Below are 14436 nucleotides of genomic sequence, written 5' to 3'. Positions count from 1 at the left end.
CAAACTTCTTATCTTCTAGTTTTCAATATATGTAGACGTGAATAAAGTTTTTGGATAAATGTCAGCGTCAAAAAAATCAGGAAATACAAGATGTGCATCACAATCAAAGTTTTCCTAGCAACAGCGATTGTGAATGATATTTTTTCATCCTTCATTTGTTCAAAATCTGACACAGCTATTTCTGCATTGTACGATTCAAATTAACCATATATTTTGATATCATCATATGTCGTCCAAAAAAGCCAATAGGTGAATGACTAAAATCAATCGTATATTTTTTCATTGAAAAAGCACCCTTAAACCGTATCTTACACGAATGATAAATTAAACAATCCAGATATTCAATGGGTTTTTGGGAAAAATGAGAGAATATTACATTGGTAAAAGTTTATTTTGTGAATGTTTCAATGAAAGTCAGGTTAGTCAACATAACGTTTTCTTAAAGGGGATGCAACAATAGAAGTAGTCATAATAATAAAATCATGTGCATTTATATAGAAGTAAGTGGCTATTTTTATTAAATATTAGACTACCATGACTACTCTCTAATGGGGCGGGCATGGCTAATTTTTTTATGCCATCATTGGCTTTTATATGATGTTGTATCAAAAGTAAATACCGAAAATGAAAAATAACTATAGTTACACTTAGTAATCAAATAATAAATAGTAAATAAGTTACTTCAAATTTACTTTTCTTAAAATAATCGTTACAATAGATTACATAAGAGGTGAAAAAAATGAATGAGACAAATTTATGTCCTCGTTTAGCTAAAGCAATGGATTTAATTGGAAAACGCTGGACAGGGCTAATTTTATATCAATTATTAGATGGACCACAGCGCTTTAATGAGATTGAATCTGCATTACCTGTAAGTGGCCGTTTATTATCGGAACGTTTAAAAGAGCTAGAAAAAGAAGGGCTTGTTGAACGAAAAGTGTATTCAGAGGTACCAGTACGTGTTGAATATTCTTTGACAGATAAAGGGCGTGCACTCGAAGGAGCAATCCGCAATATCGAATCATGGGCAACGAACTGGCTTTAAAAGTGTGAAGTCTATCTCGAAATTTCAGATGGATTGATAAACATTGGACATATGTAATACTAATGACCATGAGTTTTCTTTATCCTATTATTCATTTCTGCACAGGGAGTCTCGTTACCTGTTAAGGCGAGATAAAAAATACCCTTCATTTTACTTGTCAAATTAGGGTTCTAAATCCATACTAGTGTAGAGTAAGAAGGACGTTAGAAAGGAATTAGCTTCATGACAAAAGAACAATGGGTGGCGGATTTAGCACAGAGCGTTAATCCAGCCAATATTAAGTTAGATGAATCATTACAGCAATATACTATGACAAAATTAGGTGGTAAAGCGGATGTTTTCGTTCTCGCTGAAACAGAGGATGAGGCAGCAACGGTTATTCGCTATGCTTCCGTGAATAATATACCATTATTAATGTTAGGTAATGGATCTAATATGGTCGTTCGTGATGGCGGTCATCGAGGGATCGTTGTTACATTTTCACATTTAGATGAAATTCATATTAATGGTGACCATGTTTACGCGCAAAGCGGTGCACTTATAAAGGATGTATCAAAGCTGGCAGCAGCAGCATCTTTAACAGGCTTTGAATTTGCATGTGGTATTCCAGGCTCAATTGGTGGAGCTATGGCAATGAATGCAGGTGCATATGGTGGTGAAATTAAGGATATTATTATTTCATCAAAAGTGTTAACAAAAGAAGGCGACATTTTAATATTATCAAAAGAAGAGCTTGAACTTGGATATCGTCAAAGTATCATTGCCAAAAAGGGATACTATGTATTATCATCCGAATTTCAATTAGCTAAAGGTGTGCAGGAAGAAATTGATGCAAAAATTGCTGATTTAACGTTTCAGCGAGAATCTAAGCAGCCGTTAGAATACCCATCTGCGGGGAGTGTTTTTAAGCGCCCACCAGGTCACTTTGCAGGTAAGCTTATTCAAGATAGTGGCTTACAAGGAAAAGGCGTAGGTGATGCAGAGGTATCAACGAAGCATGCGGGCTTTATTGTTAATAAAGGTAATGCAACGGCTACTGACTATATTGCAACAATTCAAATGGTGCAACGAGTGGTGAAAGAAAAGTTTGGCATCGATTTAGAAACAGAAGTAAAAATCGTTGGTGACGACTTATAGGACTCTACGCTCTTCGCTGATGGCGAAGGGTGTTTTTTTAAGGAGTGAAACAGCAAATGAAATTTATATCTTGGAATGTCAATGGAATTCGAGCATGCTTAGGTAAAGGGTTTTTAGATTTTTTGAATCAGGTAGATGCAGATTTTTTCTGTATTCAAGAAACGAAGTGTCAGGCTGGACAAGTGGAGATTTCACTTGAGGGATATGAGCAATATTGGAATTATGCACAGAAGAAAGGTTATTCAGGTACAGCTATTTTTACAAAGCATACCCCACTTGCAGTACGTTACGGCGTAGGTGAGGATGAGTCGCAGGAAGAGGGGAGAATTATTACGTTAGAGTATGAAGATTTTTACTTAGTGAATGTCTATACTCCGAATTCGCAGCGTGATTTAGCTAGACTACCTCTTCGTTTAGAGTGGGAGGATCGATTAGCGCTCTATTTAAAAGAGCTAGATGCCAAGAAACCTATAGTATACTGTGGCGATTTAAATGTTGCACATATGGAAATTGATTTGAAAAATGCAAAGTCGAATGTTGGTAATTCAGGTTTTACATATGAAGAACGTGCAAAAATGACTGAGCTATTAGCAAGTGGTTTTGTAGATTCATTCCGCTACATGCATCCAGATACGACAGACCACTATACTTGGTGGTCCTATATGAACAAAGTACGTGAACGTAATATTGGATGGCGTATTGATTACTTTATTGTTTCTGAGAGACTAAAGAGCAAAATTAACGTGGCAAGTATTCATTCACAAATTATGGGCAGCGATCATTGTCCAATCGAGCTACAGCTTAATAACTAGTATTTATGAAAAATAAAATGGTCAAGGAAATCTTTGCGAATGTTGTGGCACTTTAAATGAGGTGATTTCCGTTCCAGGCTACTCGCTTTCCTGTGGGCGAGCGCCGAGCTGCTTCCTCCGCTCTGCTCCGTGCAGGGTCTCGCCTGTCTTGCTTTCCCACGGGAGTCGAGTAGCTTTCCACTCCAATCAACAATAGCGTAGAACTTTGAATTTTAACCATTTTAAAAGTGAACGATATGGTCACTCATCATAATTAAACCAAATAGAGTGTATATCTTGCCATTGCTGTCGCTTTATTAGTACTATGCTTCGCACAGAGAAAACATTTTGCTAAAGTTTCCGTTTTGTCACTATAAATTAGAATGACATGGTAAGAAATACATGCTAAGTGAATTGGTTGATTGGAGTGGAGACTGAGCGACTCCTTGGGGATTAGCGTCACAGATGAGACCCTGGAGCGAGCAACGCGAGTGAAGCGGCTCATCGGACGCCCCCAGGAAGCTTTGCTCTGTGCGAAAGCGAAGCGACAGCTACAAAGCGCTCAGTCGGAACGGAAATCAACCCCTTGTTTTGCGAAAGACCATATTTTAATTAATAACACCTAATCTCATTGAGACAATAGTTTTTCAACAACATAAAAAATCGTATTTTCTTAAAAGGAAATACGATTTTTTTTTATACTGCAAAGCAATAAACGTAATAAACAGTAAACTTCGAATCTTTAAAAGGTAACAGAATATATTGCAAAAAGGGGGTTGAGGTGTGAGAAAGTTTACATGGAAAAAATGGCTTCTTGCTATAGCTGGACTTTTATCGGTAGTTGCTATTGTCGCATTGATCAGTTTTACATGGTTTATGAATAAATCAAAACCAATAATTGATGGGGAGCTTTCGATGAGTATGCTGGATCAGGATGTAACTGTCACAAGAGATGACAAGGGGATCCCGCATATTTTTGCTAAGACAGATGCAGACTTGTATCGCGCGCAAGGCTATGTTCAAGCGCAGGACCGACTGTTTCAAATGGATTTAGCGCGAAGACAGGCGAGCGGTCGCTTGTCAGAAATAATCGGTGAGGCAACGATTAATACGGATAAATATTTCCGAACATTTAGTTTACGAGATGCAGCTGAAAAATCATTATCCAGCTATGATGCAGAAAGTAGACATGCACTTGAGTGGTTTACGGATGGCGTCAATGCTTTTATTGCGCAGGCGAAGGAAAATAATACATTAAGTTATGAATTTGCATTACTAGGATATGAACCAGAGGAGTGGTCCGTTGTAGACTCTCTTACTATTGGTAAATATATGGCCTATGATTTAGGTGGTAACTGGAACACGCTCGTCTTCCGTCATTGGGCATTACAAAACTTTAGCGAAGAAAAGGCAAAAGAATTATTTATAAAATATCCTGAAAACGCTGCATCCATAATAGCGGCAAATAAAGATAATCCAGTAGCGGTGGTGGGACATTTTAATGCAGACCTGTTACCAAATGAATTTAATGGTAGTAATAACTGGGTTGTATCAGGGAGTAAGACGAAAAATGGTACACCTATTTTAGCAGATGATCCACATTTAGGATTAAGCACACCATCTATTTGGTATCAAATGCATCTACAATCCCCAGAGCAAAATGTTAGTGGCGTAATCTTTGCAGGTATTCCAGGCATTATTTTAGGTCACAACGATGACATTGCGTGGGGAGTAACGAATGTTGGACCAGATGTGCAGGATTTATATATTGAAATACCAAATCCGGATAATCCAACCCAATTCCGATACGATGGTAAATGGGAACAAGCGGAGGTACGTGATGAATCGATTAAAGTAAAGGACGGAGAAACGGTAGATTTTGAAGTCGTTGTCACACGTCATGGGCCTATTATGACGGATTTAGCATTTAAGGATACAGAGCCAACCGCACAATTTTCGATGCAATGGACGGCACTGCAATCGACGTCAGAGCTACGTGCAGTACTAGGATTTAATAAGGCAAAATCCTGGAATGAATTTGAAAAAGCGTTAGAAGATTTTAAGGCACCAGCTCAAAATTTCGTCTTTGCATCAAAGGATGGCACGATTGCTTATAAAGCGAATGGTCAAATTCCCATTCGAAAGCAAGGGGACGGGCAATTACCAGTACCGGGTGATTCTAGTGACTATGGGTGGGAGGGCTTTATCCCGTGGGATGAGCTACCGACTGTAGTAAATCCAGAAGAAGGTTTTATTGCAACAGCGAATAATGAAGTTATTGGGGAAGAGTATCCTTATCATATAACGGATTTCTGGGCACAGCCTTATCGTTTTGAACGGATTAAGGAAGTGTTAGAAGCAAATGATTCTTTAACAGTGGAAGACATGATGAATTTACAAATGGATCAGCACAACCTATATGCGCGTGAGTTTTTACCATCTTTATTAACGTCGATAAAAGCCCAAGATCAGGGTGGGAAATATAAAGATGTCATTCAATTATTAGAGAATTGGGACATGGTAGATGCAAAGGATTCAGGGGCGCCATTAGTGTTCCATACATTAATGCAAAAATTACAAGAAGTGTTATTTAAGGATCAGATGCCAGAAGATATGTATGATTTAATGTACGGGAAATTTAATATTACAGACCAGCTTTTACGTACAGCCTATGCAGGTAAGAAGAGCATATGGATCGAGGAACAGGGCGGAGTCGATGCAACCGTTTACAAGGCACTAGAGCTCACTGTCGCACAAATAGAAAATCAATTCGGAAAAAATGCATCGAAATGGAAATGGGGAGACTTTCATCAACTTACCTTTGACCATACATTAGGCAACGCTTCGCCAATTCTTGCGGCATATTTTAATGCTAAAAAGATTCCTATTGGAGGTTCAAAGGTTACTGTTCAGGCTGCTGATAATGATTTAGCTGGGAATGTTACTCACGGAGCATCATGGCGCTTTGTTGTTGATGTTGGTGATTTAAACGCAGCCTATCATATCGTTGGTCCTGGACAGAGTGGACATGTAAAATCTGCTTGGTATCAAGATCAAGTAAAGGATTGGGCTAATGGAGACTATCATAAAACATATATAAGGAAAGATGATATTAAAGGTAAAACGTTACGATTAAAAGCGCAATAGGGAGAGAGGTTATTCGCAAACGAGGGGTTGATTTCCGTTCCGGCAGGGCGCTTTGTTGCTGCCGCTCCGCTTTCGCTACAGAAAACATCTGTAGCTGCCGCTCCGCTTTCGCACAGAGCAAAGCTTCCTGGGGGCGTCCAGTCTTCACTACAATCAACTAATTCACATGCCATACGTTTTAACAAAATGACATCCAATTTTTTAGTTTTATCGGAACACTTTCAGGAATGATCGCCCAACTTTTAATTTTTATCGACATCTACCTTCCGAAGAGCAAAAAAGAGGCTTGGACAAAACTAGCTAATAGTAAAGAAAAAAGAGAAATCGATGCTGTTCGATTTCTCTTTTTTCTTGTTTGACTAAGTCATTCTATTTTCTTTACCCTATTTCTCTGTTAATGGCAGAATATTTCCGGAGATTTACTGCCTTGAGGACTTTTATAGACTAACTTTTTCGATTTATCACCCAACTTTCGAAAAATATCGACATCTACCTCCATGAAACGCTAAATTTAACATCAAAAAAGCGCGAGAAATCAACGTTTCTAAATTGATTTCTCACGCTTCTTAGGTTTTGACCAGTTTTGTCCCAGTCCCTTTTACTTTATTATGTCGCTCAGTCGGAACGAAGATCAACCTCTTAGCATGCCTTATTAATCTCAACTTGTTGAATATGTCACCATAATTTCATTATCAAAACAACATGCAAAGTTATCACATTGAAGTGATAGCTTTTTTATTTTTATATTTATAAGTTAGCAATTTATATAAAGACATTTTTTGAATTTGTGATATAAGTCATTTACATTCAAATATCTGTTTGAATATGATGGAATATTATGTTATAGTGATGACAATCAAACGAATATTTGAATGAGGTGGGGAAATGCCAAAAGAAGTATGTGAGATAACACAAGTTCACGAAGAAGCTGTCGTTAAGGTACAACAGCAAATGCCAGATCTGTCAGGAGTAGCAAAATTTTTAAAGGCATTATCTGATGAAACAAGACTTAAAATTGCGTATGCCTTAACGGTCGAGGATGAATTATGTGTTTGTGATGTTGCCTCCATTATTGGCTCGTCAGTAGCAACAGCATCGCATCATTTACGTTATTTAAAAGATAATAACTTAGCAAAATCGTATCGTAAAGGAAAGCAAATGTATTACTCTTTAGCTGATGAGCATGTGTATCAAATTGTAACGGTTGCCTATGAACATACGAAAGAAGGGATTGCAGATGGGAGCGACGTCAACTAAACAAGAATATAGGTTGCAAAACTTGTCCTGTGCAAGCTGTGCAGCAAAGTTCGAAAAAAACGTGAAAGCTATTCCAGAGGTACAGGATGCGCAAGTTAATTTTGGTGCTTCTAAAATAACAGTTATTGGTGATGTTGGCGTTGATCAACTTGAAGAGGCAGGTGCTTTCGACGGCATAAAAGTATCCCAATCAACAGCAAGAACACTTGAAAAATCAACACCTTTTTATCGAAAAACAGAAAATATATTAGCTGGAATTGCCCTGATATTTGTAGTGCTTGGATATGTGTTTGGGACAATACGTAGTGAAACGGATCCACTAGCTATTGGGATGTTTATTATCGCGATTCTAGTTGGGGGCATCGGGATTTTTAAAACGGGATTCCGCAATCTAGCGCGTTTTGAATTTGATATGAAGACACTGATGACCATTGCCGTAATAGGAGCGGCTATTATAGGAGAATGGAAAGAAGCAGCTGTTGTAGTCTTTTTATTTGCAGTAAGTGAAGCACTTGAAGCGTATTCAATGGATAAAGCACGTCAATCGATTCGTCAGCTAATGGATATAGCTCCACCAACAGCAACGGTAAAGCGCGCGCATGGTGAACATTTCCATGAACTAGAGCTACCAACTGAGGAAATTAAAATTGGCGATATTTTAATCGTTAAACCGGGGCAAAAGATTGCTATGGACGGAATTGTAGTTAGTGGATTGTCAGCAGTGAATCAGGCAGCAATTACGGGCGAATCTATTCCCGTTAATAAAACGGTCGATGATGAAGTATTTGCAGGTACTTTAAATGAAGAAGGTGCCTTGGAAGTTCGTGTGACAAAGCGAGTAGAGGATACAACAATTGCCAAAATCATTCATCTTGTTGAAGAAGCACAGGCAGAAAAAGCACCTTCACAGCAGTTCGTTGATCGCTTTGCAAAATACTACACACCTGCAATTATGATTCTTGCTTTACTTGTAGCGGTTATACCACCTTTATTCGTAGGTGATTGGCAACATTGGATTTATCAAGGATTAGCAGTCCTTGTTGTAGGTTGTCCATGTGCACTAGTCGTTTCCACGCCAGTTGCTATTGTAACGGCAATCGGGAATGCTGCTAGACAGGGTGTCCTTATTAAGGGTGGTATTCATTTAGAGCAGCTAGGTCATATCGAAGCAATAGCATTTGATAAGACAGGTACACTGACAAAAGGCCAACCTGCTGTAACGGATATTTTTACAGCGAAAGAGATGTCTGAGGATTATGTTTTACAGCTAGTAGCGGCAGTTGAAAAACAATCGCAGCATCCATTAGCAAAAGCTATTTTGCAGGCATTGCATGCTAAAAACTTAACAGAGCTTATACCGGCTGACTTTCAATCCGTAACAGGCAAGGGTGCTTATGCAACGGTTGATGGTCAAACAATCTATGTAGGCAGCTTAAAATGGATTGCTACTTTAACGACTGTTGATGAAAAGGTAAAAGAACAGGTTAAAAACCTTCAAAAACAGGGTAAAACAGTTGTAGCAGCTGTTAGTAATGATCAGTTTATTGGGATGCTTGGAATTGCTGATCAATTACGTCAAGAAAGTAAAGATGTCTTGGATAAATTAAATGCTCTAAAAATAAAGCATAAAGTTATGCTGACAGGCGATGCAGAACCAACAGCACAGGCAATTGCAACTTCTTTAAATATGACAGATGTGAGGGCAAGTTTATTGCCAGCAGAAAAATTAATGGCCATTAAAGATTTACGTGCACAATTTGGCGCAGTGGCGATGGTAGGAGATGGCGTCAATGATGCGCCTGCACTTGCCTCAGCCAATGTTGGTATTGCAATGGGAGGTGCTGGCACTGATGCAGCACTAGAAACAGCAGATATCGCATTAATGGGTGATGATTTAACGAAGCTTCCTTATACGATTGGCTTAAGTAGAAAAACATTACGCATCATTAAAGAGAACATAATATTTGCCTTAGCCTTAAAATTAGTTGCCCTGTTACTCGTTATCCCGGGATGGTTAACATTGTGGATTGCAATCTTCGCAGATATGGGTGCTACATTACTAGTTGTTATTAATTCATTACGATTAATCAAAACTAAAAAATGGTGAATAATTAAAGCCTCTGGTGGATGTCCGGTAGCAGTATATAGGAAATTAGTCTTTCAAGGAGCTAATGATTTTAATTGAGATAGATACTACTACCGATTCTTGAAAAAAATCTTTGTTAACGCTATTATGGTTTCAGGAATTATGTAACAATTAAATATAAACGAGGCGAAGGTTTGAATATGTCAGATCCTATTTTGGTAAATGTTACAGAGGAAATTGTGTGTGGTTTAGTAAGTTTTCTACTACGAGGACCGGAATATCAAACATTTTGTAAATGTGAAATCTGTGAACTTGATGCAGTGGCACTTACACTGAATGCATTGCCTAGTAAGTATGTTACATCTTTGGAATCCCGAGATGAAGCGTTTAAAGAGATGAATACTCCTGAAAATATCGAACAAATCAATAAAGAGATTATTCATGCATTACATGTGGTAAATAAGTATCCTCGACATAAAGCGGAGCCCACTTCTATATGAAGTAGGCTCTTCGTGTTTTTGAAAAACTGAATGGTCAAGGGGATTTTTTTATATATGTTGTGGCGCACTTAATGTGGATGATTTCCGTTCCAGGCTACTCGCTTTCCTGTGGGCGAGCGACGAGCCGCTTCCTTCGCTACGTTGCTGACGCTTCGCTTTCGCACGGAAAACACTCGCTCCGTGCAGGGTCTCGTCTGTCTCGCTTTCCCACGGGAGTCGAGTAGCCTTCCACTCCAATCAAAAAATAATGTAGAACTTTAATAAATTTTTTTTATATCAAAAGAGAACGTTAGCGCTATTTTTAAGTAATCGAATAGTCTTATAACAAACGCCATTGTACATTTGTTGCCGACGCTACATTAGCACTTTGCTTTCGTACAAAATACATCTTGCTGAAACTTCACTTAATTTATAGTGTCATCTAGAAGATGCACGCTATGAATTGAGTTGATTGGAGTGGAGGCTGGGCGACTCCTTGGGGATCAGCGTCACAGATGAGACCCTGGAGCGAGCATCGCGAGTGAAGCGGCTCATCGGACGCCCCCAGGAAGCTTTGCTCTGTGCGAAAGCGAAGCGACAGCAACAAAGCGCCCAGTCGGAACGGAAATCAACCCCTCATTTTGCAGTAAAGCCATACTTTATATAAATTGACACCTTAATTTCATCGGTACAAATTTCTAACTAAAGAGAAGCCAACATATGAAGTTGGTTCTTTTTATGTTACGCATGTATTGATTTTCTGGCATATGTATTTTCAGTTAACTTTTAAGGCAAGCTTGTAGTAAACTAGAAAGTAAGAAAAGGAAAGAGAGGGAATGGGATATGCCAACACCTAGTATGGAGGACCATATCGAACAAATATATTTATTAATCGCTAATAAAGGGTATGCTCGTGTGTCTGACATTGCTGAAGCATTATCTGTTCTTCCTTCTTCTGTTACAAAAATGGTTCAAAAATTAGATAAAGATGGTTATTTAGTTTATGAAAAATACCGTGGCCTTACATTGACGCCCAAAGGGGAAAAGCTTGGAAAACGTCTTGTACAGCGTCATGAGCTTCTAGAGCAATTTTTGCGAATCATTGGTGTAGATGAAGAGCGTATTTACGATGATGTAGAAGGAATTGAACATCATTTAAGTTGGACTTCAATCAATCGAATTGCGGATCTTGTACAGGTAATGGAAGAAAATCCGGACATCGCGAAAAAACTAGAGGCAACTAGAACACAACATAATTTTTAACTTCTTTCAGCATTTGTTTTAGTAGTGAAAGCAAAGTGACAGCTACAAATGTTTAAGTAGCGAAAGCGAAGCGTCAGCTACAGAAGTTAAAGCCTTAGGACGCAATTATGTCGAGGCATATTTGATAAGTTTTTTGCGAAAATGATGGTATGAAGGAAAGGAAGACACTATGAACGAATTAAAATCAGGTGAAGTTGTTACGTTAACTGTATTAGAGCAACAAGCATCGAAATGGATCTTAACAAATGGAGTTGACGAACTACCTTTAAATGCTTCGGAGGTAACAGAGCCACTTGCAATAGGTGATCGCCTTGAAGTATTTTTATTTGCAGATCGTCGTGGTGATTTAGCGGCTACGACAGCTATCCCATCTTTTGTACAAGGTGAATACGGTTGGGCTCGTGTCCTAAAAGTAGTCGAGCGTGAAGGGGCTTTTGTAGATATCGGTACTTCACGTGAGGTGCTAGTGAAAGCGGAAGATTTACCTGCAATAACAGAGCTTTGGCCAGCACCGGGCGACCATTTATTTATGACATTACGTACAGATCGCAACGGCGATTTATTTGGACGTTTAGCAACTGAAGAAAAAATTTCGGAATTATTTGAAGGCGCATTTGATGACATGCACAATAAAAACATCAACGCACGCCCATATCGTTTATTACCAGTAGGCTCATTTTTATTAGGCGTAGAAATTCCGTACCGCATTTTTGTCCATGAATCAGAGCGTAATGCAGAGCCTCGTCTTGGACAAGACGTAGTTGTTCGTATTATTGATGTAAAAGATGATGGTTCAATGAATGGTTCACTTTTACCACGTAAGCATGAGCGTATTTCAGGTGATGCACTAGAAATATTAAATTATCTACAAGAGGTTGGAGGCAAAATGCCATTCGGCGATAAATCCTCACCTGATGAAGTACAAGAAATATTTAACATGAGTAAAGGTGCATTTAAACGTGCGTTAGGTACACTTATGAAAGCTGGTAAAGTGAAACAGCAGGATGGTTGGACAGAAGAAATTTAGTGCAGGAAACATTCGTCCTCTAAGATAGGGTGAACGACTGCCAGATAAAGCTAAAGAAAATGACGAGAGCAGCTTTGAAACCTTCTCGTCTTTTTTTCGTACTAATTACTGTATAATGGCATATTTTATACAGGCCAAAAGAGTTTTCTAACGAAAGGGGTCACACAATTTGAAGAAAACGTGGATGAAAATACTAACAGCGACTATGTTAGTATTTGGTGTGATGGCACCAGCAACAAGTTTTGCAGCTGATAATACGCCTCCTAAAGCAATTGATGAAAAACTAGGGGTACCAATCGTCGTATATGGGGCAAACTTATCTGAGGCTGAAAAAGAGTCTGTTAAAAAATCATTAAAAGTGAATGAAGATCCTGAAATTGAAGAAATAACAGTATCAGGTCAAGACTTAGTTAAATATATTAAAGATAGTAATTCAAGCTCTCGTATGTATTCTTCTGCCAAAATTACACGCAAGAATAAAGGAGAAGGCTTAGTTATTGAGATTGTTACACCATCAAATATTACACAAGTTACGTCTGAAATGTATGCAAACGCAATGCTAACAGCAGGTATTGAAGATGCGACAGTGCAAGTGGCTGCGCCAAAAGCAGTTACAGGTCATTCAGCGCTTGTGGGAATTTACAAAGCTTACGAAGAAACAACAGGTGAAAAGCTTGATATGGATCGTACAGATGTTGCAAATGAAGAATTATCTGTAGCAACTACTCTTGCACAATCAGCAGGGGTGGACGATGCCAAGGTTGCAGAATTATTAACAGAAATTAAAAAACAAATTGCAGAATCAAAGCCAGCAACTCGAGAAGATGTTGAAAAGATCGTGCAAGAGCAATTAAACAAGCTTGAGATTAATTTAAGTGACCAGGATCGTCAATTGCTAGTTGATTTGATGGACAAAATTAGTAAGCTAGACATCGATTTTAGTAAATGGTCTGAACAATTAGATGATATTAGCAATACAATAAAAGAGAAATTTGGCGCGCTGATGGAAGATGAAGGATTTTGGGCAAGTGTGAAAAATTTCTTTGCTAATTTAAAAGATACAATTTCATCATGGTTTAATTAATTCATAGAAAAGAGTCTGCAACACTTCCTCTTGATTGCTAGAGGAAAGTGAGCAGATTCTTTTATTTTTATCATCTTAGCTCTTTTTGAAGTGCTATCTACTATCTAATGACCCGTCACTATAACGTGGATTGATTTCCGTTCTGATTGGGCGTCTTCCTAGGTTGTCCGATGAGCAGCTTTGGCCAAAAGGATGTTGGTCACGAAGGGGTTATCACAGGACGTGATGCTTTAGCCTTCAAAGTGTCATCCCTGATCTTTGTGCAAGTACAAAGTCGATTCCGGGCGCAATTATGCCGAGGCATAATTGATAAAGATATGTTACTATGAAAAAAAGGAGTGGTGAGAAATGGAGTTTCAATTACAGCAGTTATCAGACAATAAACTTGCTTTTGTTTATGAGCAAGAAGGGGAAAGATTAGCGGAAATTACATGGCAACAAAAGGGTCAAGTAATGGTAATGGATCACACATATGTATCAGATAAGCTCCGTGGTCAAGGTGTGGCAAAAAAATTATTGGATTATGCAGCGGCTTACGCCCGTGGAAATGGCTATAAAATGGAAGCGGTTTGTTCTTATGTAGTTGCAGCATTTGAAAAATCTAATGCTTATGATGATGTAAAACAATAAAAATAAGGCAATCTGCTTGTTAAATAAGCGGATTGCCTTTTAACTTTTTTCAGTAAATGTTTTTGTAAATCATCCACGAAGCTCCTCAAAGTAAAATAACACTGTAAATTAGTCCTGTTAAAAGGCTTGCTCCACCTACTAATGACACCATATCTATCCAATCATATACTGAGTCTAAATCTTTCATAACAATCATCTCCTATTATTGGTATTAATTCATTAATTCCCATACCTTGTCCTTTATAGTCATCAAATAGTTACAAAATTATAGGATATACAAAAAAATGGCTCAGAATGTATGGTTGATTTGCTGCAATAAAATTTAGTAGGAGAATGATTAAATATATCTGAAAAAGTACTATGAATTAATGACAGAGATGTTTATATGACAGAAGCGATGGGTTATAGATGACTCTCATTTTATATATCTGCTGTAACAGGTGTGTTGATTAACCATTTTTATCCACCCTAATTAAATTAGAAGGATCTG

At 38.2% G+C, this 14436-nt stretch carries 14 protein-coding genes; 13 read left to right on the top strand and 1 reads right to left on the bottom strand.

What is annotated here, in order from left to right:
- Nucleotides 1–739: 739 nt before the first annotated feature.
- The 5 genes from QRN68_RS20470 to QRN68_RS20450 all read left to right on the top strand — a co-directional run bounded on the left by QRN68_RS20470 (nt 740) and on the right by QRN68_RS20450 (nt 6120).
- Nucleotides 740–1045: a winged helix-turn-helix transcriptional regulator gene (locus QRN68_RS20470; protein ID WP_285398817.1), complete on the top strand. Its 306-nt coding sequence runs from the start codon at nt 740–742 to the stop codon at nt 1043–1045.
- Between the two features lie 222 nt (nt 1046–1267).
- Nucleotides 1268–2182, top strand: a complete 915-nt coding sequence (gene murB, locus QRN68_RS20465) for a UDP-N-acetylmuramate dehydrogenase (RefSeq protein WP_285398816.1) — start codon at nt 1268–1270, stop codon at nt 2180–2182.
- 56 nt (nt 2183–2238) lie between these two features.
- Entirely contained in the window at nt 2239–2994 is a 756-nt protein-coding gene (locus QRN68_RS20460; protein WP_285398815.1) for an exodeoxyribonuclease III, read from the top strand.
- A gap of 425 nt (nt 2995–3419) precedes the next feature.
- Nucleotides 3420–3599, top strand: a complete 180-nt coding sequence (locus QRN68_RS20455) for a hypothetical protein (RefSeq protein ID WP_285398814.1) — start codon at nt 3420–3422, stop codon at nt 3597–3599.
- Nucleotides 3600–3756: 157 nt separating this feature from the next.
- On the top strand, nt 3757–6120 hold the full coding sequence (locus QRN68_RS20450) for a penicillin acylase family protein (protein WP_285398813.1): 2364 nt from the start codon (nt 3757–3759) through the stop codon (nt 6118–6120).
- Here the strand turns inward: QRN68_RS20450 and QRN68_RS20445 are convergent.
- A complete protein-coding gene (locus QRN68_RS20445; RefSeq protein ID WP_285398811.1) occupies nt 6086–6277 on the bottom strand; it encodes a hypothetical protein in 192 nt (63 codons plus the stop codon). The two genes, QRN68_RS20450 and QRN68_RS20445, sit on opposite strands and share 35 nt — an antisense overlap.
- Nucleotides 6278–7005: 728 nt before the next feature.
- Here QRN68_RS20445 and QRN68_RS20440 point away from each other — a divergent pair.
- The 8 genes from QRN68_RS20440 to QRN68_RS20405 all read left to right on the top strand — a co-directional run bounded on the left by QRN68_RS20440 (nt 7006) and on the right by QRN68_RS20405 (nt 13946).
- Nucleotides 7006–7377: an ArsR/SmtB family transcription factor gene (locus QRN68_RS20440; RefSeq protein WP_285398810.1), complete on the top strand. Its 372-nt coding sequence runs from the start codon at nt 7006–7008 to the stop codon at nt 7375–7377.
- Nucleotides 7358–9484 (top strand): heavy metal translocating P-type ATPase, encoded by a 2127-nt coding sequence (locus QRN68_RS20435; protein WP_285398836.1) that lies wholly within the window; start codon nt 7358–7360, stop codon nt 9482–9484. The genes QRN68_RS20440 and QRN68_RS20435 overlap by 20 nt, the downstream gene beginning before the upstream one ends.
- 173 nt (nt 9485–9657) lie before the next feature.
- On the top strand, nt 9658–9963 hold the full coding sequence (locus tag QRN68_RS20430) for a late competence development ComFB family protein (RefSeq protein WP_285398809.1): 306 nt from the start codon (nt 9658–9660) through the stop codon (nt 9961–9963).
- Nucleotides 9964–10438: 475 nt separating this feature from the next.
- Complete coding sequence (locus tag QRN68_RS20425; RefSeq protein WP_285398807.1) at nt 10439–10609, top strand: hypothetical protein; 171 nt, start codon at nt 10439–10441, stop codon at nt 10607–10609.
- Between the two features lie 176 nt (nt 10610–10785).
- Complete coding sequence (gene mntR, locus QRN68_RS20420) at nt 10786–11205, top strand: transcriptional regulator MntR (protein WP_285398806.1); 420 nt, start codon at nt 10786–10788, stop codon at nt 11203–11205.
- A 169-nt stretch (nt 11206–11374) separates the two neighbouring features.
- Nucleotides 11375–12232: a CvfB family protein gene (locus QRN68_RS20415; RefSeq protein WP_285398804.1), complete on the top strand. Its 858-nt coding sequence runs from the start codon at nt 11375–11377 to the stop codon at nt 12230–12232.
- A 169-nt stretch (nt 12233–12401) separates the two neighbouring features.
- Nucleotides 12402–13316, top strand: a complete 915-nt coding sequence (locus QRN68_RS20410) for a DUF1002 domain-containing protein (RefSeq protein ID WP_285398802.1) — start codon at nt 12402–12404, stop codon at nt 13314–13316.
- 348 nt (nt 13317–13664) lie between these two features.
- A complete protein-coding gene (locus QRN68_RS20405; RefSeq protein WP_285398800.1) occupies nt 13665–13946 on the top strand; it encodes a GNAT family N-acetyltransferase in 282 nt (93 codons plus the stop codon).
- The last annotated feature ends 490 nt before the right edge of the window (nt 13947–14436 follow it).

The organism is Lysinibacillus sp. fls2-241-R2A-57 (assembly GCF_030209535.1).
Classification (GTDB): Bacteria; Bacillota; Bacilli; order Bacillales_A; family Planococcaceae; genus Lysinibacillus.
The sequence above is the reverse complement of the archived record's forward strand: the minus strand, read 5'-3'. Positions and strand labels throughout refer to the sequence as shown.